17 protein-coding genes are annotated in these 19,676 nt (G+C 65.0%); 1 reads left to right on the top strand and 16 read right to left on the bottom strand.

Going from position 1 to position 19,676, the window contains the following annotated elements; genetic code table 11:
- Positions 1–82: 82 nt before the first annotated feature.
- The 11 genes from arsB to M0534_RS08280 form a co-directional block, all read right to left on the bottom strand.
- Complete coding sequence (arsB, locus tag M0534_RS08330; protein WP_248567960.1) at positions 83–1,201, bottom strand: ACR3 family arsenite efflux transporter; 1,119 nt, start codon at positions 1,199–1,201, stop codon at positions 83–85.
- Positions 1,198–1,629, bottom strand: a complete 432-nt coding sequence (gene arsC / locus M0534_RS08325) for an arsenate reductase (thioredoxin) (protein ID WP_248567959.1) — start codon at positions 1,627–1,629, stop codon at positions 1,198–1,200. The genes arsB and arsC overlap by 4 nt, the downstream gene beginning before the upstream one ends.
- A gap of 14 nt (positions 1,630–1,643) precedes the next feature.
- Positions 1,644–1,976: a metalloregulator ArsR/SmtB family transcription factor gene (locus M0534_RS08320; protein WP_248567958.1), complete on the bottom strand. Its 333-nt coding sequence runs from the start codon at positions 1,974–1,976 to the stop codon at positions 1,644–1,646.
- A gap of 160 nt (positions 1,977–2,136) precedes the next feature.
- Positions 2,137–2,523: a CBS domain-containing protein gene (locus M0534_RS08315; protein WP_248567957.1), complete on the bottom strand. Its 387-nt coding sequence runs from the start codon at positions 2,521–2,523 to the stop codon at positions 2,137–2,139.
- An 11-nt stretch (positions 2,524–2,534) separates the two neighbouring features.
- Positions 2,535–2,882, bottom strand: coding sequence for a transcriptional regulator (locus tag M0534_RS08310; RefSeq protein ID WP_248567956.1), 348 nt, complete (start codon positions 2,880–2,882; stop codon positions 2,535–2,537).
- Positions 2,879–4,387, bottom strand: a complete 1,509-nt coding sequence (locus M0534_RS08305) for a DUF1538 family protein (RefSeq protein WP_248567955.1) — start codon at positions 4,385–4,387, stop codon at positions 2,879–2,881. Before M0534_RS08305 ends, M0534_RS08310 begins: the two co-directional genes overlap by 4 nt.
- A 56-nt stretch (positions 4,388–4,443) precedes the next feature.
- Entirely contained in the window at positions 4,444–5,598 is a 1,155-nt protein-coding gene (locus M0534_RS08300; protein WP_248567954.1) for a lipocalin-like domain-containing protein, read from the bottom strand.
- On the bottom strand, positions 5,595–8,117 hold the full coding sequence (locus M0534_RS08295) for an FtsX-like permease family protein (RefSeq protein ID WP_248567953.1): 2,523 nt from the start codon (positions 8,115–8,117) through the stop codon (positions 5,595–5,597). Before M0534_RS08295 ends, M0534_RS08300 begins: the two co-directional genes overlap by 4 nt.
- Positions 8,114–8,794: an ABC transporter ATP-binding protein gene (locus M0534_RS08290; RefSeq protein WP_248567952.1), complete on the bottom strand. Its 681-nt coding sequence runs from the start codon at positions 8,792–8,794 to the stop codon at positions 8,114–8,116. Before M0534_RS08290 ends, M0534_RS08295 begins: the two co-directional genes overlap by 4 nt.
- Before the next feature lie 204 nt (positions 8,795–8,998).
- The gene (gene ispH, locus M0534_RS08285) at positions 8,999–9,961 is read right to left on the bottom strand and encodes a 4-hydroxy-3-methylbut-2-enyl diphosphate reductase (RefSeq protein WP_248567951.1); all 963 of its coding nucleotides are present in this window, start codon (positions 9,959–9,961) and stop codon (positions 8,999–9,001) included.
- Between the two features lie 70 nt (positions 9,962–10,031).
- The gene (locus M0534_RS08280; protein ID WP_248567950.1) at positions 10,032–10,772 is read right to left on the bottom strand and encodes a DUF1499 domain-containing protein; all 741 of its coding nucleotides are present in this window, start codon (positions 10,770–10,772) and stop codon (positions 10,032–10,034) included.
- Here M0534_RS08280 and M0534_RS08275 point away from each other — a divergent pair.
- The gene (locus M0534_RS08275) at positions 10,750–11,853 is read left to right on the top strand and encodes an alpha/beta hydrolase (protein ID WP_248567949.1); all 1,104 of its coding nucleotides are present in this window, start codon (positions 10,750–10,752) and stop codon (positions 11,851–11,853) included. The two genes, M0534_RS08280 and M0534_RS08275, sit on opposite strands and share 23 nt — an antisense overlap.
- A gap of 357 nt (positions 11,854–12,210) precedes the next feature.
- Here M0534_RS08275 and M0534_RS08270 read toward each other — a convergent pair whose 3' ends face one another.
- The 5 genes from M0534_RS08270 to murJ all read right to left on the bottom strand — a co-directional run bounded on the left by M0534_RS08270 (position 12,211) and on the right by murJ (position 19,661).
- A complete protein-coding gene (locus M0534_RS08270; protein ID WP_248567948.1) occupies positions 12,211–13,464 on the bottom strand; it encodes a DUF445 domain-containing protein in 1,254 nt (417 codons plus the stop codon).
- 30 nt (positions 13,465–13,494) lie between these two features.
- Positions 13,495–13,971, bottom strand: a complete 477-nt coding sequence (gene lspA, locus M0534_RS08265) for a signal peptidase II (RefSeq protein ID WP_248567970.1) — start codon at positions 13,969–13,971, stop codon at positions 13,495–13,497.
- Positions 13,972–14,032: 61 nt separating this feature from the next.
- On the bottom strand, positions 14,033–16,870 hold the full coding sequence (gene ileS / locus M0534_RS08260) for an isoleucine--tRNA ligase (RefSeq protein ID WP_248567947.1): 2,838 nt from the start codon (positions 16,868–16,870) through the stop codon (positions 14,033–14,035).
- A gap of 115 nt (positions 16,871–16,985) precedes the next feature.
- The gene (gene ribF / locus M0534_RS08255; protein ID WP_248567946.1) at positions 16,986–17,918 is read right to left on the bottom strand and encodes a bifunctional riboflavin kinase/FAD synthetase; all 933 of its coding nucleotides are present in this window, start codon (positions 17,916–17,918) and stop codon (positions 16,986–16,988) included.
- Between the two features lie 180 nt (positions 17,919–18,098).
- Positions 18,099–19,661, bottom strand: coding sequence for a murein biosynthesis integral membrane protein MurJ (gene murJ / locus M0534_RS08250; protein ID WP_248567945.1), 1,563 nt, complete (start codon positions 19,659–19,661; stop codon positions 18,099–18,101).
- Positions 19,662–19,676: the final 15 nt, after the last annotated feature.

Here is a 19,676-nt window from a genome sequence, read left to right as displayed (position 1 = left end):
AATCCTGCGGCGCTGCGCGGCGCGCCTTGCCTTGGAAAGAATGCGGACTCCAACGCAGGCATGCGAACAAATCAGTGTTTCCTTAACCAGTCCCAGGTGTGATTGCCGCCGGCTGCGCTGCCACGTCGGGGAACTGATGGCGTGTGCGGTTGGCGTAACGCACCAGCGCCAGCATCAGGGGCACCTCCACCAGCACGCCGACCACGGTTGCCAGCGCGGCACCGGATTGCAGCCCAAACAGGACGATGGCCGCGGCCACCGCCAGCTCGAAGAAATTGCTGGCACCGATCATCGCACCCGGTGCCGCCACGTTGTGCGGCACCCGCCAGGCCTTTGCCCAGCCGTAGGCGATGAAAAAGATCAGTACGGTCTGGATGATCAGCGGAATCGCGATCAGCACGATATGCAGCGGATTGTTCAGGATGACCTCGCCCTGGAAGGCAAACAGCAGAACCAGCGTCAAGACCAGGCCGATTGGGGTCACCGGCGCGAGCCGCTTCATGAAGACCTTGTCGAACCATTCGATGCCGCGCCGACGCATCAGGTACACCCGTGTGCCATAGCCGGCCGCGAGTGGAATCACGATATAGAGGAACACCGATAGCGCCACGGTATCCCAGGGCACGATGATGTCCGACAGCCCCAGCAGCAGCATCACGATGGGCGCGAAGGCGAACAGCATGATGACGTCGTTCAGCGAGACCTGCACCAGGGTGTAGGCCGCATCGCCACGCGTCAGGTAACTCCAGACGAAGACCATCGCCGTACAGGGTGCGGCGCCCAGCAGGATCGCGCCGGCCAGGTATTCACGGGCCAGCCCCTCCGGAATCAGCGGCGCGAATAGCACCAGCAGGAAGAACCAGGCGATGGCGAACATGGTGAATGGCTTGATCAGCCAGTTGACCGTGGTGGTGATCACCAGCCCCTTCGGCTGCCGACGCACGCCCAGGATGGCGCTGAAGTCGATCTGCACCATCATCGGGAAGATCATGGCCCAGATCAGGACCGCCACCGGAATCGATACCTGGGCGTATTCGAAGCGGGCCAGGGTCTCGGGCACCACCGGCAGTAACTGACCGACGATCAGGCCGAGGACGATCGCAAGCGCCACCCAAACCGACAAATAGCGCTCAAAAAGCCCCATTCCCTCCCGGATATCCGGATCGGCGGACGGGTTGCTGACTGCGGCATTACGACTCATGACTGCATGCCGCCGAGTTCCTCGCCCAACAGGTGCCGGACGCGATCACGGACCTCATCACGAACTGCCCGGAACTGGGCCAGGATCTGCTCTTCGCTGCCCTCGGCCTTCGCCGGGTCATTTAAAGGCCAGTGCAGGCGCCGAATCGATGGCGGCAAAACCGGACAATGCTCGTCGGCATGGCCGCAGACCGTGACCACCAGATCGACGCCGTCGAGCATCGCATCACTTAGCCGATTGGATTCCTGATCCGAGATGTCGACCCCATCCTCCGCCATGACCGCGATCGCGCGCGGGTTCTTGCCATGGGCTTCGATCCCCGCGGACAGGGCCTTCACGCGGCCCTGTCCGAAGGCACGCAGGTAACCTTCCGCCATCTGGGAGCGGCAGGAATTACCGGTGCACAGAAACAGCACGCGTTGTGTCATGGAAGCTCCGGAAATCAGTCGCAGCTGACGGACGGACGATTCGGCATCGCGGCAAGCCGCTGCCGCAGGTCCGCCACGTCCCTGGCCTGGAATACCGCCTGCAGCACCTCATGCGCCCAGCCCGGTAGATCCGGGTGCAGGCGGTAATGGACCCACTGCCCCCGCCGCTCATCCTGCACGATCCCGAGATCCCGCAGATGCCCCAAATGCCGGGACACCCGGGGCTGCGACAGATCCAGCGCGTGGACGAACTCGCAAACGCACAGCGATTCCTCGCTCAGCATCAGCAGCAGACAACGCAGTCGCGTGGCGTCGGACAGGGCGCGGAAAAGAATCTCTGGTTTCATGGATATATGGATGTCCGTATATATTGAGTGGCAGGTTACTGCTGAGGCTGGTGGGGCGTCAATGGGAGATGGCTTTCGGGGACGGTTTTAGGTTTAACGTTTGATGTTTTACGTAAAACGTAACACTTTAAACCGTTAAACAACGCGGCCGAAGGCCGCGTTACTCCACCATCTCCAGAATCGGCGTGACGATGTCGTCCATGCTGATAATGCCCTGCAGTTCGTTGCCGTCCAGGACGATCAGGCGACGGAAGTCCTGGTCCACCATCAGGCGGGCCACGTGGCGAACATCCATTTCCGAGGGCACGGTGATGACGGGCTTAGCCGCGACGTCGTAGACATTGATCAGATCAATATCGCCGTCCTCGGCGACAATGGTACGCAAGACCGTGGTGTAGGTGATCAGGCCGTAGGCGTCATGCGGGCCCTGTTTGTCCACCACCAGGGATTTCATGCCATTGTCGCGCATCCGCTGCATGGCCTCGCGCAGCGTGGCCAGCGGCGAGATCGTGACCACGTTCTTCTCCATGACATCTTTCACAAGCATGGAACGGCTCCCTAAATTTTATCCTTGAGGCGGGATTCAAACTGCTCGATCTGACGGGTATCGATACCGGCGATATGCTCCAGCGGCAGGGTGAACACCACGCCCTTGCTGTCGACGCTCAACTCCAGGTCGCGGTTGAGCCGCTTGAGAACGGTGACTGCAAGCTTCTTCTCCAGCACGAACAGCAGCACCGACTGGCTGCCCTCGAACGTCAGGCCGAAAAAGCTCTTTTTCGGCTCGGTGCCGATACCGCGCCCGTCGAGCAGGGTCACGCCTCCGGCACCGGCCTCGCGGGCGGCATCGATGGCGCGTTCCTCAAGGTCCTCGGGCAGCACCGCCACCAGTGCGGAAAACTTCATGGCGAACTCCTTGTTCGGCCGCCGAAGCGTTCGACGGCGATAGCATAGAGCATGACTGTCACGATCGGGAAAATGGATGCGAAGGCAATCAGGCCGAATCCATCGATCAGTACATTGCGGTCATCCAGGTTGGTCGCAAGCCCGATCCCCAGGGCCGTGACAAGCGGCACGGTGACCTCCGACGTGGTCACCCCACCCAGGTCGAAGGCCAGGGCGACGATGTGCTTCGGCGCCAGAAAGGTCAGCAGGATAACCAGGGCATAGCCGCACATGATATACAGATGGATCGAGTCTCCAGTGATGATCCGGTGCACGCCGATGGTGATGCCGATGGCCACGCCGACGGCGACCAGAATACGGATGACGTTGCCTTTCAGCCGACCGCGGGCCGCCTCCTCCGCCTGCTGGCCGATGGCGATCAGGGCCGGTTCCGCCATCGTCGTCGCGAAACCGATGGAAAACGCGAACAGATACAGAAACAGGAAGCCATCAAGATTGATGAGCTGCTCGGCCATGCTCTCGCCGATCGGGAACAGGCCGAGCTTGAGACCGACGACAAAGGCGTACAGACCGACAATGACCAGCACGAAACCCACTGCCACCCGGTGTGGGTGAGCCAGTGGCTTGCGCAACACCACGAACTGGAAGAACAGGATCACGGCGATGATCGGCAACACGTCGCGGACCATCTCCAGCAGATCGGTAACCATGCCCAGCAGCAGGCTGCCGCCGGTGGGTTCGACTGGCGCTTCGGCACCTGCCTCCATGGCCAGGCCGTTACCGACATCGCCGGCCTCGCCGAAGTTGTAGACCACGATGCCGTAGAGCTGGACCGAGATCATCGGCACCATCACCGCCAGCGCCACCAGACCGAAGCCGTGCATCAGCGGATTGCGATTGCGCAGACTGGCCGCAAGCCCGATGCCCAGTGCCGCAATCAACGGCACGGTCACGATATTGGTGGTGACACCGCCGGAGTCGTAGGCCAGACCAACGATTTCCTCCGGCGCGAAAAAGGTCACCACCACCACCATCAGGTAGCCGCCGATCACGTACCAGGTCAGGCCGTGCCCGAGCAGGGCCCGCAGCACGCCGAGGGCAACCACGGCACCGACCGAGAAGGCCACCAGCAGCCGCAGGGTCAGCGCATCGATGCGGCCCTCGCTGATGATCTCTGCCTGTTCGGCAACGGCGATCAGGGCCGGCTCCGCGATCACCGCCGAGAAACCGAGACAGAAGCCGAACAGCATCAGCAGCGGCAGGGACCCGCGCCGGGCGAACTGGTTGGACAGGTTCTTGCCGATCGGGAAGACGCCGAGTTCCAGGCCCTGCAGGAACAGGGCGACACCCAGGACCACGATCAGCAACCCGAACACCATGCCCCAGAGGTTGTCCGGCACCTGCTGCATGACGCCGAACTGGAACACGGCAACAACAATGATGATCGGCAGCAGATTGCGAAAGGCGTGCTGCAGTATGCCGAGAAACTCCCTGACCTGATCCACTGGTCCGACACACGTCCTGTCTGCTAGGCCAGTACGGAGTCTGACACTCCCGCGTGTCAGTCGGAAGTCACGTAACCGGTCAGCTCCGCATAGCCGTGCCCCTGGACCGCCTGGCCCGCCACCTCCCCGCGAACGTCGATGGCGCCTTCCCAGTAGCGAAAACCGTTGCGCAACTCCTGGTCATCAAGCAAGGCTTCCAACTGCAACTCCAGTTGCTCGCCGGGGATGCGCATGCGCCAGGCCACCGGATAACGCGCGTTGCCTTCCGGGCTGTCCCAGTGGCGGAGGGCCTGCAATTCGACGGCATCGAGATCCAGCAGCCGGTAACTGCCGTCGGCTTCCACCAACAGGCCCTTGGAACGGGGCTCGATGCCGCCATCAGCCAGGCGCAGGTGATAGAACATGATGTCCCGGCCATCATCCAGCTGGATCGAGAACCAGTCCCAGCCCTGCTGCTCCTCGGTCAGCGTGCTGGTGCCCCACTCACGATCCATCCAGCTATCACCGGTCACCGCCAGGGCCTCGCCATCCAACCGGATCTCGCCACGCGTCGCAAGCCGCGTCCATGAGTAGTAGAACGAGGCGTTGCCGGGATCGTCGCCTTTCTGGCTGTAACCACGATCGCCCTGCAACACCAGCGGCTTTTCCGCCCCCAGGGCCAGGGACAGACCGAAATCGTCAGTCGCCGCCCGCAACTGGAAGGGTGTCGGGTCCTCACCGCTGCCCCCCTGCAGGCGCCAGTCCTCCAGCCAGACCCGAAACGGCTCGACCTGGGCCCCGGCAAGGCCCGCCGCACCACGCGCCAGCCGTTCCTCATGCAGAAACCGCGCGCCGTCGGCATCGGTCAGCGCCAGGTGCGCCATCCACACCTGGTTGGTCGCCAGGGCCGCAGGCCGCTGCTCCATTCCGGGCGCCAGGTTGAAACGGAAGAAGGTGAGTTGATACCCGAACCGACGGCCATCCTCGGCATGCAGATTGCCGGTGACGTACCACCATTCATGCCGATACGCCGGGTGCGCACCATGGTCGGCCGGGAAATCCACATCCCGCGGCCCGGTAACCCGGGCGTAGCCATCCAGGTCCTCCTCGCCGGACAGCAGACCCAGTGGACTCTCGCCCGTGGTCTCCGCCTGCTGCACCGGCTGATCGCAGGCGATCATGGTCAACACGGTCAGCAGCAACAGGCCGAGCAGGCGGCCGTGCCTCGTCATAACGCCTCCTCGCGCAATGCCACTGCCGGTGACTGTCGGGAGGCACGCCATGCCGGGTACAGGCCGGCCAGCAGGCCGGCTGCGAGAGCAAGCAGCACGGCCTCAAGCAACAAGCCGGGTGCCACATGCAGCGACAGCGACCAACCGAAAGCACGTTGATTGATCACCTGGGTCAGGATCGCCGACATCGCCACCCCCAGGGGCAAGGCCAGCAGGCCGGCGGTCAGGCCGATCAATCCGTTCTGCAAGGTCACCAGCCGCCAGAGCTGTGCTGGGGTCAGCCCCACGGCGCGCAACACGGCGTGCTCCCGCGCCCGCTCCAGAGCCAGCGCCGTCAATGCGCTGAGGATGCCGACCACGGCAACCAGAGTGGCGAGCAGGCGCAGCACATGGGTAATGGTGAAGGTCCGGTCGAAGACCTGCAGCGAGAGTTCGCGCAGTGTTTCCCCCGATCGGAGGCGCACGGCCTGCCGATCGCCAACGGTGGCACGCACGGCCGCCTCCAGGCTCTTCGCCGACACGCCCTCGGCACGCCGCAGGCCGACACTGCCGATCCGGCCATCGTCCCACAAGCGCTCGTATAGCGAGCGGGCCATGATCACCGCGCCTTCGCTGCTGCCGTAGTCCTGAACCACGGCCAGCACCGGAAAGGCCCGTTCACCCTCGGGCGTTTTTAGTTTGAGGCGCTGGTCCGGCGACAGGCCATGGCGATTGGCAAACGGCTCGGTGACCAGCACACCGTCGCCGGACGCCCAGCCATCCAGCTCATCACTGCCTTGCTGCAACACGCCGAACGCGCGCTCGACCGACGCCTCGAGATCGAACACCCGGAGCTGGTACCGCTGATCGCCATCGGCGACCCGCGTTTCCAGCGCCGAGGTACTTTGCGCCACCTCATCCAGTTGCCGAAGCTCGGCCGCCAGCTCGGGCTCCAGGTGGCGATCCCCGGGCACCGACACATAGAGATCCGATTGTAGCGTCCGCTCCAGCCAGTCGCCGAAGGTGCTCCGGAAACTGTCGACCATGGCGCCCACGCCGATGATGGCCGAAACCGCGACGGTGAGGGCGGCGGCCGCAATACCCGTGCGTGACAGCCCGGCACGCACGCCGCGCGCCGCCATCCGTCCGGGTAGCCCGAACACGACACCGCAGACTATCGCCAGCGGCCGCATCAGCAGGGCGATCAGGGTCGGCACCAGCAATGCGGCGCCCAGAATGAGCAGGAACAGGGCCAGAAACGCCGGCATCAGTCCGGAGGTCGGCAGCAACAGCACCAGACCACTCGCAGCCAGCAGGCACAGGCCGGCGGCCTGCTGCCGCGGCATTCGTGCCCGGGTCACCCCCTCTGCCTCGGAGGCGCTTAGCACGGCACGCGGCGGGATGCGCGTGGCTTCGACCGCCGGCACGGCCGCCGCCAGCATACTGACCACAGGCCCCAGCAACAGGGCCGTGCCCAGCATCACCGGCGAAACCGAGACGGAGCGCACGCTGAGCACGAAATACAGATCGTTGATGGTGCGCGAGACCAGATCCAGCATCACCTGCGCCAGCGCGATGCCAAGCAGCAGGCCGATCACCGTGCCGGCGAAACCGATCAACGCGGCTTCGGTGAGCACCAGTCGCAGGATGTCCCGCCGGGTGCTGCCGATGGCCCGCAGCTGGCCCAGCAGGGTTCGCCGCTGCACCACCGAGAAACTCATGGTGTTGTAGATCAGGAAGGCCCCGACCAGCAGTGCCAGCAGGCTGAATGCCGTGAGATTGATCCGGAACGCGCTGGTCATATCCTGCAGCGTTGCCTGGCGCTGGTCGGCGGGCAGCAACTGGGCGTCCGCCGGCAGCAGCGACTGGATACCGGACAGCGCCCCGGCATCATCGACACGCAGATCGACCCTGTCCAGCCGGTCGCCGCGACCCAGCAGTTCCTGGGCTGCGGCGATGTCCATGATCAGGACATCGCGCAGTCCCTCCCGATCCAGCGCACGGTACGGCGTCAGCGCGCCTGCGATGGACAGTTGCCGTTCCTCGCCATGGACCTCGATGGGCAGGCTGTCGCCGACACCCAGACCAAGCCGGTCAAGATCCTCTGCCAACAACCAGATTGCCGACGGATCCGCCAGCAGGCCGCCCAGCCCGTCACCGCCGCGCAGCGCATCCAGCGCGGGGCGCATGCCGCCTTCGGCCAGCGGGTCGACACCCAGCAGGCGCAGACTGCGGCCCGGAGCGAGCGGCGATTCGACGGTGCCCTCGACCACCGGTGCCAGATCGCGCAGCCCGTGTTCACGGCGCAGTTCTACATACCAGTCCACGGACAGGCCCGATGGCCCGGCGTGAACCTGGTGCGTGGCCTCCCCGGTCAGGGCCTGGCTGCTGAGCGTGAAGGCACGGGCAGCGCTCTGGTTGGCCAGTTCGACGGCGATCACGACGGCGACGCCCAGGGCCACACCCAGCAGGGACAGTCCGAGTTGCCAGGGTCTGGCGCGGAAATAGCGCCATCCGGCCCTGACCAGCAAACGGCTCATGGCGCCGCCGTGCGTTCCGCGCCGGGGGAGCGGGACAGGTCCAGCGTGCGGTCCATGCGTGCCGCCACTTCAGGGCTGTGGGTGACCAGCACCGTGGTCAGTTGACGTTCCCGACTGACCGCCTCCAGCAGGGCGAGCACCTGATCACCGTTGCGGGCGTCAAGCGTCCCCGTGGGTTCGTCGGCCAGCAGCAGCCGGGGCCGATGAATCAATGCCCGGGCAATGGCGATGCGCTGTTGCTCGCCGCCGGAGAGGCGGTCCGGATAGCTCTGCCCGCGGTCGGCCAGGCCCACCGCTTCGAGCAGCGCTGCCGCATCCTGCCGGCCGCGCCGCAGATCCTGACCATTGAGCTCCAGCGGCAGCAGCAGGTTCTCCGTGACCGTGAGCGTGGGAATGAGATTGAAGAACTGGAACACGAAGCCAACATGCCGCCGGCGGAAAAGCGTCGCCCCTCGCTCGTCCAGGGCGCTGATCTCGGTGTCGTTGACATGGATGGTGCCGGCATCCGGCCGGTCCATGCCGCTGATCAGATTCAGCAGCGTCGACTTGCCGCAACCGCTGCGACCGACCAGGGCCAGCCGCTCGCCGGCGCCGACCCGGGCATTGAAGTCGTGGAAGACACGGCGCTCACCGGCCCCTTCCCGATAGGACTTGCAGAGACCGGCAATTCGAATCATTGGTATGCATGACGCCTTTCGCCACAACGACTGCATCGGTAGACCGCCACCAGGCGCCCTTTACTCACATCGAAGCTGCTGTCCTTCACCAGGCGCCAGCGGTGCCGGCCATGAGCGCAGAGGGTGTGCCCCTCGCCCTGCTTGCGACGGCGCTGGCGTCGCTGCAGCGGAATGACATCGCCCATATCCCAGGGGCGCGCCGTTCTATTCGTACGCCTGGCGCGCAGCAGCCAGTTCGCGCGGCAAGGAAAAGGTGATGTTTTCGACCCGGCCGGGTCGTTCCGCCGGCGGCGTGCAGCCCCAGGCAACGAGCTGGTCCAGGACCTCGCGGACCAGCGCCTCCGGCGCCGAGGCGCCGGCGGTGACACCCACCCGGTCGATCCCGGTCAGCCAGTCGCGCCGCAGATCCGAGGCGTCGTCGATCTGGTGGGCGATCACACCCATGCGTTCGGCCAGTTCCCGCAGGCGTGACGAGTTGGAGCTGTTGCGGGCACCGACGACGATCATCATGTCGACCTCGGCAGCCAGCTCCTTGACCGCATCCTGCCGATTCTGCGTGGCGTAGCAGATGTCGTCCTTGCGCGGTCCGACAATGGCGGGAAAACGCGCACGCAGGGTGTCGATGATGCCGGCGGTGTCGTCCATCGACAGTGTGGTCTGGCTGACATAGGCCAGAAAGTCGGGCCGCATGACCGGGATCTCGGCCACGTCATCGGGCGTTTCCACCAGGTAGATGCCACCGCTCTGCCCGGCCCGGACCTCGTACTGGCCGATGGTGCCGTCCACCTCCGGGTGGCCGTAATGGCCGATCAGCACGACCTCCCGGCCCTCGCGGGCGTACTTCTCGACTTCCAGATGCACCTTGGTCACCAGCGGGCAGGTGGCATCGAACACGCGCAGGCCGCGACGCCCGGCCTCGGCCCGCACGGCCTTGGACACGCCGTGGGCACTGAAGATGACGGTTTCGCCGTCCGGCACACCATCCAGCTCCTCGACGAACACCGCGCCCTTGTCACGCAGCCCGTCCACCACATGACGATTGTGCACTACCTCGTGGCGCACGTAGATCGGCTTGCCGAACAGCTCCAGGGCACGCTCGACGATGCTAATGGCGCGATCAACGCCGGCGCAGAAGCCGCGGGGATTGGCGAGCAGGATTTCGGTCATGTCGGGTCATCCGGATACGGGGCGTGGAACTGGCGCACAGTGTAACGCGCCCGCCGCACTGAGGAAAAAATCATTGCAGGCGCTGGTCCAGCGCCCGCAGGAAGCGGTCGATGCGCTGGGCGTTGGTGCCAAGATCACTGCGCCCGACACGCGACGCCGAGCGCATGTCCAGGCGGCTGCCATCGGCATCCGCCTGGACGCGGATAATGACATCGTCGCGAAAACCGAACCAGGTGGTCGTCGCCACCGCCTCGATTCTGCCCGCGGCCGGGTCCTCCTCAACCAGTAGCCAGCCCTGCTCGCGGACCTGTTCCGCCGCGGCCGCGAACACCGCATCGGTGGTTCTTGCGTAGCGCCGCGGCCGGATCTCGGGGTAGGCGTCCCGCTGCTGCGTTGCCACCTCCTGTCCCGGATGCTCCACGGCATTCGGTGCATCCTCGCGCGCTGCGCGCAGGGCGACGAACTCCGGCGGCTCTGCCAGGTCGGTGCTGATATCGTGGATCGGCGGCACGCTTGCCGCGGCGTGACGGAACTGCAACGGCGGAATCACCACGATGACGGCGGTCAGCACGCTGATCAGGCACAGTGCCGGACCACCGCGGACTCCGCCGGCCCCGGTCAATGCGGCCAGCAGGCCGAGCGCGCCTGCCCCCAGGCCGGGCCACAAGGCGGCGCGAAACAGATCCAGGGCAGGCCGCAACTCCAGCAACTCGCGCTGGTAGGCTGGACCGGGCAGGAGCAACATCAACAGGCCGACAAGTGCCGACAGCAAGGCGAAAACGAGGATAATGCGGCTGATCAGGCTGCTCATGAACGAGGGCTTCCGGATGTGGCAGGGACAGCGATTCCGATTTCAGTGCCGCCAGCATAGCAAGGCGCGCCCGGCCGGCGCTGGCCGGCCCGCGTTTGCCGGGCTGTTGCTGAGCCTGTTTCTCACCGCCTGCACGCTACCCGCCTACCCGGAGGGCCCCGAGCGCGGCTCGGAGCCTGTCCGCCTGGAACCTGACATGATGCGGCTTGATGACGGATTCCTGTTGCCGGTGCGACGTTGGACGCCCGTGCAGGAGCCGCAGGCCATCCTGCTCGCGCTGCACGGCTTCAATGACTATGGCATGTCCTTCGACCCATTGGCCAAAAGCCTGCTGGAACGCCGTATCCTGACTGTCGCCATTGACCAGCGCGGCTTCGGCGAGACCGAGGGCCGGGGCCGCTGGCATGGCGAGGAACGCATGCGCGAGGACGTCCGCCAGGTGCTGCGTGAGTTGCGGAAAACCTACCCGGATACCCCGCTGTATCTGCTGGGCAAGAGCATGGGCGGCGCCATGGCGATGACCGTCATGAGCAACGAGCCTGTTCCCGATGTTGACGGGACCATCCTGGTCGCGCCCGCGGTCTGGGCCCGCGACACCATGCCCTGGTACCAGCGCTGGGCCCTGGCCATCGGAGTGCGGATTGCCCCGGGTCGCACCGTCAGCCCCGAGGGGCTGTCGATCGACCCCAGCGACAATACCGAAATGCTGCGCGAATGGAGCCGTGACCCGCTGGTGATCACCGATACGCGAATCGATGCAATCTACGGCCTGGGCAACCTGATGGACCAGGGACTTGCCGCCTCCGGCGCCCTCAAGGGCGAGACCCTGATCCTGTACGGCGAGAATGACGAGGTGATCCCACCGCGACCGACCTGCCGCATGCTCATGGCACTGCCCGACCAGGACTCCGTTGACTGGCGTTTCGTGCTTTACCCGGACGGCTGGCACATGCTGACCCGGGATCTGCAGCAGCAGCGCGTGCATGCGGATATCGCCGCCTGGATTCTGGATCGGGAGACCCGGCTACCATCCGGCATGGAGCGGGATCGCGACACCGCGATCGCGCAACTCTGCGACTGACGCAGACGCGGAAATCAATCAGACGCGGCGAATGCGCGCCGCGTGATCCGTCACAGTCGTGGCGACAGGCTCACCCCTGCCCCGGTGCGTCCGAACACCTTCCTTGTCCGAAAACCTTTCTTGTCCCGCCAACAGCTCACACCGCGCGGGTCCGCTGCGCTTGACCCGCCCTACGCCATGCCGGGCATCCGCGGGGTTTCGTGGGTATGTTAAGCGCGGCGAATGCACGCATTGTCAGGCGTACCAGCCGCGGCACAAGCCTCTCGATGACTGCCACGGTCAACGCTCACCCCGGCTTTGTCTCGTCCGAACACCTTCCTTGTCCGAAAACCTCCCTTGTCCCACCACCCAATCACGCTAGAACAGCGCCTGGGTGAGCAGGAACAGGGCGATACCGACCAGGGCTCCGACCAGGGTGCCGTTGATGCGGATGAACTGCAGGTCACGGCCCACCGCGATCTCCAGCCGGTCGGCCAGGGTTTCGCCATCCCAGTCACTCACGACCGCGGCAATGAAGTGGCCGATGCGATCGCGGAACGGCAACACGATCTCCCGCAGCAGGCGGATCAGGCGCTCGTCGAGCCGCTGCCGTGCGGCCGGATCCGCCTCCAGCGTGGCACCAAATTGCTGCATGCTGGCAGCCAGTGCCTGACGCAGGGTACCGTCCTCGGACTCGACCTCCTGCAGCAGGCCACCCCGCAGATCCTGCCAGGCGGATTCCAGCACCTGCCGCAACTCCGCACTGGCCAGCATTTCATCGCGTAAGGCATCCAGGCGTCCCCGCAGCCGCTGCGACGCCGGCAGGCGGTCGATCAGTTCGACAGCGGCGCGATCCAGTTCCCAGCGGGCCGGATGATCGTCGGCGGCAATCTCGCCCAGCCACTCTTCGACGCCCTGGATGATGGCCTCGGCCAGGCGCCGGTCGAAACGCCTGGGAATCCACCAGCTACTACGCTCCTCCACCCGCCGGTACACGGTCTCCCGATTCTGCAGCAGCATCTGCTGGGCGATGCGGACGCTGCGGTCGAACAGTTTCTGGTGGTGGCCGCCGTCGACCACGATGCGTAACACCCGTTCAACCAGCGGCAACAAGTCCAGCCGTTGGACTTGCCCCTGGAAGGTCTCGGCATAAAAACCCCGGACTTCGGCGTCATCGAAGGCCTTCAGCACATCCGGCGCCAATGCCAGGCAGCGGTCCGCGACCAGGCGCGCATTGACCTCGTCCTGCAGCCAGACGGCCAGCCGCAGAGCCGGCTCGGACTCGCGCATCCGGCTTTCCACCACCTCGGGGGCGAGAAAATTCCGGGCCACGAAACGCCCCAGACCCTCACCCAGGCGGGCCTTGTTGCGTGGCAGGATGGCGGTATGCGGAATCGGCAAGCCCATCGGTCGCCGGAACAGGGCGGTGACCGCAAACCAGTCTGCGATGCCGCCGATCAGGCCGGCCTCGGCGCCGGAACGCAGCAACAATACCCAGAAACCGGGTTGTTCGACGAACTGGGTCGCGAAGTAGATCAGACCGGCACCGACCAGGCAGGCGGTGGCAAACCGGCGATGACGATCAACCACCGCTCGCTGCCATGCCTCTGTCGGCCAGTCCGGCTCTTTCACCTGCAGGGCTCCGGCATGCCGTGTGCTCCGCTACTCGGCCCGATCCCCGGCACGGCGTTCGAGAAACAACGCATGGATCAGGATCATGGTGGCGCCAATGGTGATGCCGGAATCGGCGATATTGAAGATCGGGAAATGCCAACGATCGTAATACACATGAATGAAATCGATGACATGACCGTAGGCCAGGCGGTCGATCAGGTTGCCAAGGGCGCCACCGAGCAGCAGGGCCAGTGCCCAGCGCATCCAGTACTCGCTTGCCTGCAGACGCCTGAGCCAGATCACCAGCACCACACTGATCACCGCCGCGAATCCACTGAACAGCCAGCGCTGCCAGCCCGAGGCATCACCGAGGAAGCTGAACGCGGCACCGGGGTTGTAGCTGAGCGTGAGGTTCAGCAGCGGCAGCACCGGCACCGGCTGATGATAATCCAGCAGGCTGTCGGCCAGCAGTTTGCTGGACTGGTCCAGCAACAGCACGGCCAGCGCAATGGTGATCCAGTGCATGCCGGCGAGCCGCTGCAGTGTGACCCGCGCGCCGTTCATGAAGCGGTCATCAACCCCCGGATCATGCAACCCGCCGGTGCTCACCGGTGGCACCAAGGTTGTCGACGCAGCGTCCGCACAACGCCGGATGCTCCGGCGCCTGGCCCACATCCTGCCGACGATGCCAGCACCGTTCGCATTTGGGATGCTCCGAGCGCTGCACGGCAACCACCAGGGTCTGCCCCGCCTCCAGATGCACCGGGGCTGACCGGTCATCGCCCTCCGCCAGCGGGTGCAAGCGGGCCTCGGAGGTGATCAGCAGGAAACGCAACTCGTCGTCCAGGCGCTGCAGGTCGGCCAGCAGCTGCGGGCTGCAGTACAGATCCACTTCTGCTTCCAACGAAGCACCGATGCGATCCGCATTGCGGGCCTTTTCCAGTTCACGACTCACTGTCTCGCGGACCTCGATCAGCTGATTCCAGAATCCCCGATCGAAGGCGTCTTCGGCATCCAGCGCGAACAGCCCCTGATACCACTCCGCGGTGAACACGGTACGGTCGCGTTCCCCGGGCAGGTGCTGCCAGATCTCGTCCGCGGTAAAACTCAGAATCGGCGCCAGCCACCGCACCAGGGCCTCGACGATGTGATACATGGCCGTCTGGCAGGAACGCCGCGCCAGGCTTTCCGCCGGCGTCGTGTACTGACGGTCCTTGATCACATCCAGGTACAGGCTACCCATATCCACGGTGCAGAAGTTGTGCAGCCGATGGTAGATGCGATGGAACTCGTTCCGCTGGTAATGGCCGAGCACCGCTTCCTGCACCTGCCAGGCGCGATCCACGGCCCAGCGGTCGAACGGCAGCATGTCGGCCGGCTGCACCTGGTCCCTGGCCGGATCGAAACCGTTCAGATTGGCCAGCAGGAACCGCGCCGTATTGCGCATGCGGCGATAGGCATCGGCGGTCCGCTTGAGGATGTCATCGGATACCGATAACTCGCCGCTGTAGTCGGTGGCCGCCACCCAGAGCCGCAGGATGTCGCCACCGAGCTGGTTCATGACCTGCTGCGGCGCCACCACATTGCCCACCGACTTGGACATCTTTCGGCCCTTGGCATCGACGGTGAAACCGTGGGTGAGTACCGCCCGGTACGGCGCCTCGCCACGAATCGCGACACTGGTCAAAAGTGAGGACTGGAACCAGCCTCGGTGCTGGTCCGAGCCTTCCAGGTAGAGATCCGCCGGCACGCCGAGGGCCGGATCGGCCTCCAGCACCGTGGTGTGGGTGACACCGGAATCAAACCAGACGTCAAGGATGTCCGTGATCTTGTCGTACTGCCCGGCATCCTCGCCCAGCAACTCGGCGGGATCGAGATCGAACCAGGCGTCGACCCCGCCCTGCTCCACCCGATCCGCAACCTGACGCATCAATGCCACGCTGTCCGGGTGCGGCTCGCCGCTGCGCCTGTCGACGAACAGGGCAATCGGCACGCCCCAGTTGCGCTGCCGCGAAACACACCAGTCCGGGCGATTACGGATCATGCCCTCAATCCGGGCCTGGCCCCACTCGGGCATCCATTGCACGCCCTTTATGGCCTGCAGCGCCTGCTCACGCAGTCCACCCTGCTCCAGATGAATGAACCATTGCGGCGTGGCGCGGAAGATGATGGGCGTCTTGTGGCGCCAGCAATGCGGGTAGCTGTGCTCGTAATCCTGGTGGCAGAGCAAGGCATCGGCGTCGTCCAGCAGGGCGACCAGCGTCTTGTTGGCCTTGGCCATGAACTGGCCACCGACAAACGGTGTATCCGGCAGGAAATGGCCGGCGTCGTCCACCGGGTTCTCCACCTCGAGGTCGTAGGCCAGGCCGATCTGATAGTCGTCCTGGCCATGGCCGGGCGCGGTATGTACGGCGCCGGTGCCGGCCTCGGTGGTAACGTGCTCGCCGAGGATCACCGGCACCTGGCGTTGCAGGAACGGATGCTGCAACAGCAAGCCTTCCAGCGCCGAACCGGGTACCCGCGCCAGTTCCTCGAGCACGGTCATGCCAAAGCGCTGCACTGCCGATTCGGCCAGTTCGTCGACCAGAATCAGCACCTCGCGGCGGCGGGCGCGCTCGACCAGCAGCACCCGATAGGTGAATTCGGGATGCACGGTCACCGCCCGGTTGGCGGGCAGGGTCCACGGTGTCGTGGTCCAGATCGGCAGTGACGCCGCAAGGCCGCGAGCGGGATCGGCCGATATGGCACAGCGTTCGAACAGGGCCTTGGAATCCGCCAGGGCGAAACGGACATCGATCGCCGGAGAGCGGTGGTCCTGGTATTCGACCTCGGCCTCGGCCAGTGCCGAGGCGCATTGTGGGCACCAATGTACCGGCTTGAAGCCACGGGTCAGGTGACCATTCTCAACGATCCGCGCCAGGGCCCGCAGGATGTTGGCCTCGGTGTGGTAATCCATCGTTAGATAGGGCCGCTGCCAGTCGGCGAACACGCCGAGACGGCGGAAATCCTCGCGCTGGCCGTTGACCTGCTCGGCGGCATAGGCACGGCAGGCATCGCGAAACTGCCTGGAACTCACCGTATCCCCCGCCTTGCCCTTTTCCTGCTCGACCTTGAGTTCGATCGGCAGTCCGTGGCAGTCCCAACCCGGTACGTAGGGGGCATCCAGGCCATCCAGGGTACGGCTCTTGACCACGATATCCTTGAGGATCTTGTTGACCGCGTGGCCGATGTGGATCGCGCCGTTGGCGTAGGGTGGCCCGTCATGCAGGACGTAACGTGGCCGCCCGGCGCGGGCCGCCCGAATCTGCTGGTAGACGTTCAGTTCGTTCCATCGCTGCAGCATTGCCGGCTCACGTTTCGCCAGGTTGCCGCGCATCGGAAAATCCGTCTTCGGAAGATTCAGCGTGTATTTGTAATCGCTCACCGGTCGCTCGCTGGAAATGGTCGGTAAACCCGCAAGCTTAAGGAAATTCCGAGCCGTTCGCACGCATGGCTCATATTGTTTTCCGGGCAGGCCCGCGCAGGGAAGGGAACCGCGGTCAGGTCCCGGTGGTGGAAAACCAGTCGCGGGCCGCCTGCGCGTCCCGCTCCAACTGCGCGCGCAGGCCGTCCAGGTCGGGGAAACGCTGCTGGCCACGCAGCCAGTGCCGGAACGTCACCTCCAGGTGCCGGCCATACAGTGACCCCGAGAAGTCCAGCAGATGGACCTCAAGTAGCGGTCGCTTGCCATTGACGGTTGGCCGTGTGCCGACACTGACCACCGCCGGTTGCGGCGCCCCGCGTTCGATCCGGACCTCGGCCGCGAGCACGCCATCCATTGGCGGGCGCCGCCGGAACGCAATGTTCGCCGTCGGGTAACCCAGTTCACGTCCGATCCGGTCTCCATGAATCACCCGCCCCGATATTGCGTAGTCCCGCCCCAGCAAATCCCGCGCTGCAGCCAGGTCTCCGGCTGCCAGGCAGCGCCGAATGCGTGTGCTGCTGACGCGGCCTCCGGCATGATTGACCGTTGGCGTCCGCGCGACGGAAAAACCATGCTTCCGACCATCCTCGGAAAGCGTCCTGAAATCTCCGGCACGGCCCCGTGCGAAACGAAAATCATCGCCCACCAGCAGATGCCGAACCGCGAGGCCCTCAACCAGAATTCGACGGATGAACTCTGCCGACGTCATGGCGGCCAGACGCCGGTCAAAATGCAGGCAGAGAAAACGCCTGACGCCGGCTCCGGCCAGCAGGGCACACTTGTCACGCAATGAGGTCAACCGCGGCGGCGCCGACTCCGGCGAGAAAAACTCGTGGGGATCAGGCTCGAAGCTGATGACCGTGGCCGGCAGGCTGCGTTCAGCGGCGGATTCACGCAGCGCCTGAAGGATACGCTGATGTCCACGGTGGACACCGTCAAAATTGCCGATAGTGGCGACGCAGCCCCGGTGCCGGGGACGCAGATTGTGAAGTCCGCGGATCATTTCCATCCCGCGTATTCTGCCATTGTTGAGAAGACACTGAGCGATTCGCTTGGGAAACATGATTGATTCCCGCGTCTGCGTCAGTCGCGGAGTTGCGCAATTGCGGCGTCACGATCCCGTTCCCGGCCGGATGGCAGTCGTAGCGGTGTGACCTGTTTGCGGGACACGGAAGGTTTCCGTGTTTCCTTAATCGCCGGTGGAATCTGTCGCCTCGCGCAAGTGGCGTGGACGAAGGCCCAGCATCAGCAACGCCCCCGCGTAGAGCACCACGGCCAGCAGCAGCCAGCCGAAAAGGGCCGGCAGCCGTGTGCCCAAGCCGGCATCGAGCCACCAGTCGGCACCGGCGACAAGCAGGCCAAGGGTCAGGGCCATCAGGCCGGTGGCGGCAAACACCTGGAAGCCGAAACGGCCCCAACCCGGCTGCGGCTGGTAGATGCCGCGACGACGCAAACCGCGAAACAGCAGCGAGGCATTGATGATGGCCGCAATACCGGTGGCCAGCGCCAGAGCGACATGGCCTACCTCGGTATCCAGCAGCAGGACCACCGCGGTTACGCTCATCACCATATTGCAGAGCATGCTGATCGCGGCGTAGATGACCGGCGTACGCATGTCCTGCCGGGAAAAGAAGCCGGGCGCCAGCACCTTGACCATGATGAAACCCAGCAGGCCGACCGCATAGGCCATCAGGCTCAGGGACGCGGCATGGGCATCGGACTGGGTGAAGGCACCGTACTGGAACAACGTGATCAGGATCGGCCCGGCCATCACCGCGAGCCCAGCGGCCGCCGGCACGCCAACCAGCGCGCCCCAGCGGATGGCCCAATCCAGCGTCCGCGAGAAGGCAGCTGGCGAGCCGCCGGCATGCTGCATCGACAGGCGCGGCAGGATCACGGTACCCAGCGCGACGCCAAGCACCCCCAGCGGAAACTCCACCAGCCGGTCAGAGTAATACAGCCAGCTGATCGAACCGGTGATCAGGAACGAGGCCAGGATCGTGTCCACCAGCAGATTGATCTGTGCCACCGAGGAGCCAAAGATTGCCGGAAGCATCAACACCATGATGCGCCTGACACCGGCGTGCCGCCGACCCCAGCGCGGCAGGGCAAGCATGCCCACCCGGTGCAGCCAGGGCAGCATCAGGGCCAGTTGCAGGACGCCGGCGATGAATACGGCAAAGGCCAGCGCCATGATCGGCTGCGGTAGCAGCGGGGCCCACCACCAGGCGCTGGCGATCAGGCTCAGATTCAGCAGGACCGGGGCAATCGCCGGCGGACCGAACACCCCGAAGGTGTTCAATACCCCCTGGGCGCACGCCACCAGGGAAATGAAGAACAGGTAGGGAAAGGTGATCCGCAGCATGTCCCGGGCGAGCGCGAAACTTTCCGGATCCTGGGTGAAGCCCGGGGCGAACAGCATGACCAGGTAATCGGCGCCCAGCACCGCGAGTACGCTCAGCACCAGCAGGATCAACGCCAGCGTGCCCGAGGCACGGGCGACCAGTTCGCGCACGGCGGCCTGATCGCGGGTCTTGCGATATTCCGATAGCACCGGAACAAAGGCCTGGGAGAAAGCGCCTTCGGCAAACAGCCGGCGCATGAAATTGGGGATCTTGAAGGCGACGAAGAAGGCGTCGGTTGCCGCACTGGAACCGAACACGTTGGCAATGACCACGTCACGCACCATCCCCAGTACCCGCGACACCATGGTCAGGGCGCCGAACACCGCGGAGGATCGCAGCAGACTCATTCGGCACCGCCCCGC

Origin of the sequence: Methylonatrum kenyense (genome assembly GCF_023195885.1) — a bacterium.
Classification (GTDB): domain Bacteria; phylum Pseudomonadota; class Gammaproteobacteria; order Nitrococcales; family Aquisalimonadaceae; genus Methylonatrum; species Methylonatrum kenyense.
Note: the sequence above shows the minus strand (reverse complement) of the source record. Positions and strands in the feature narration are given on the sequence as shown.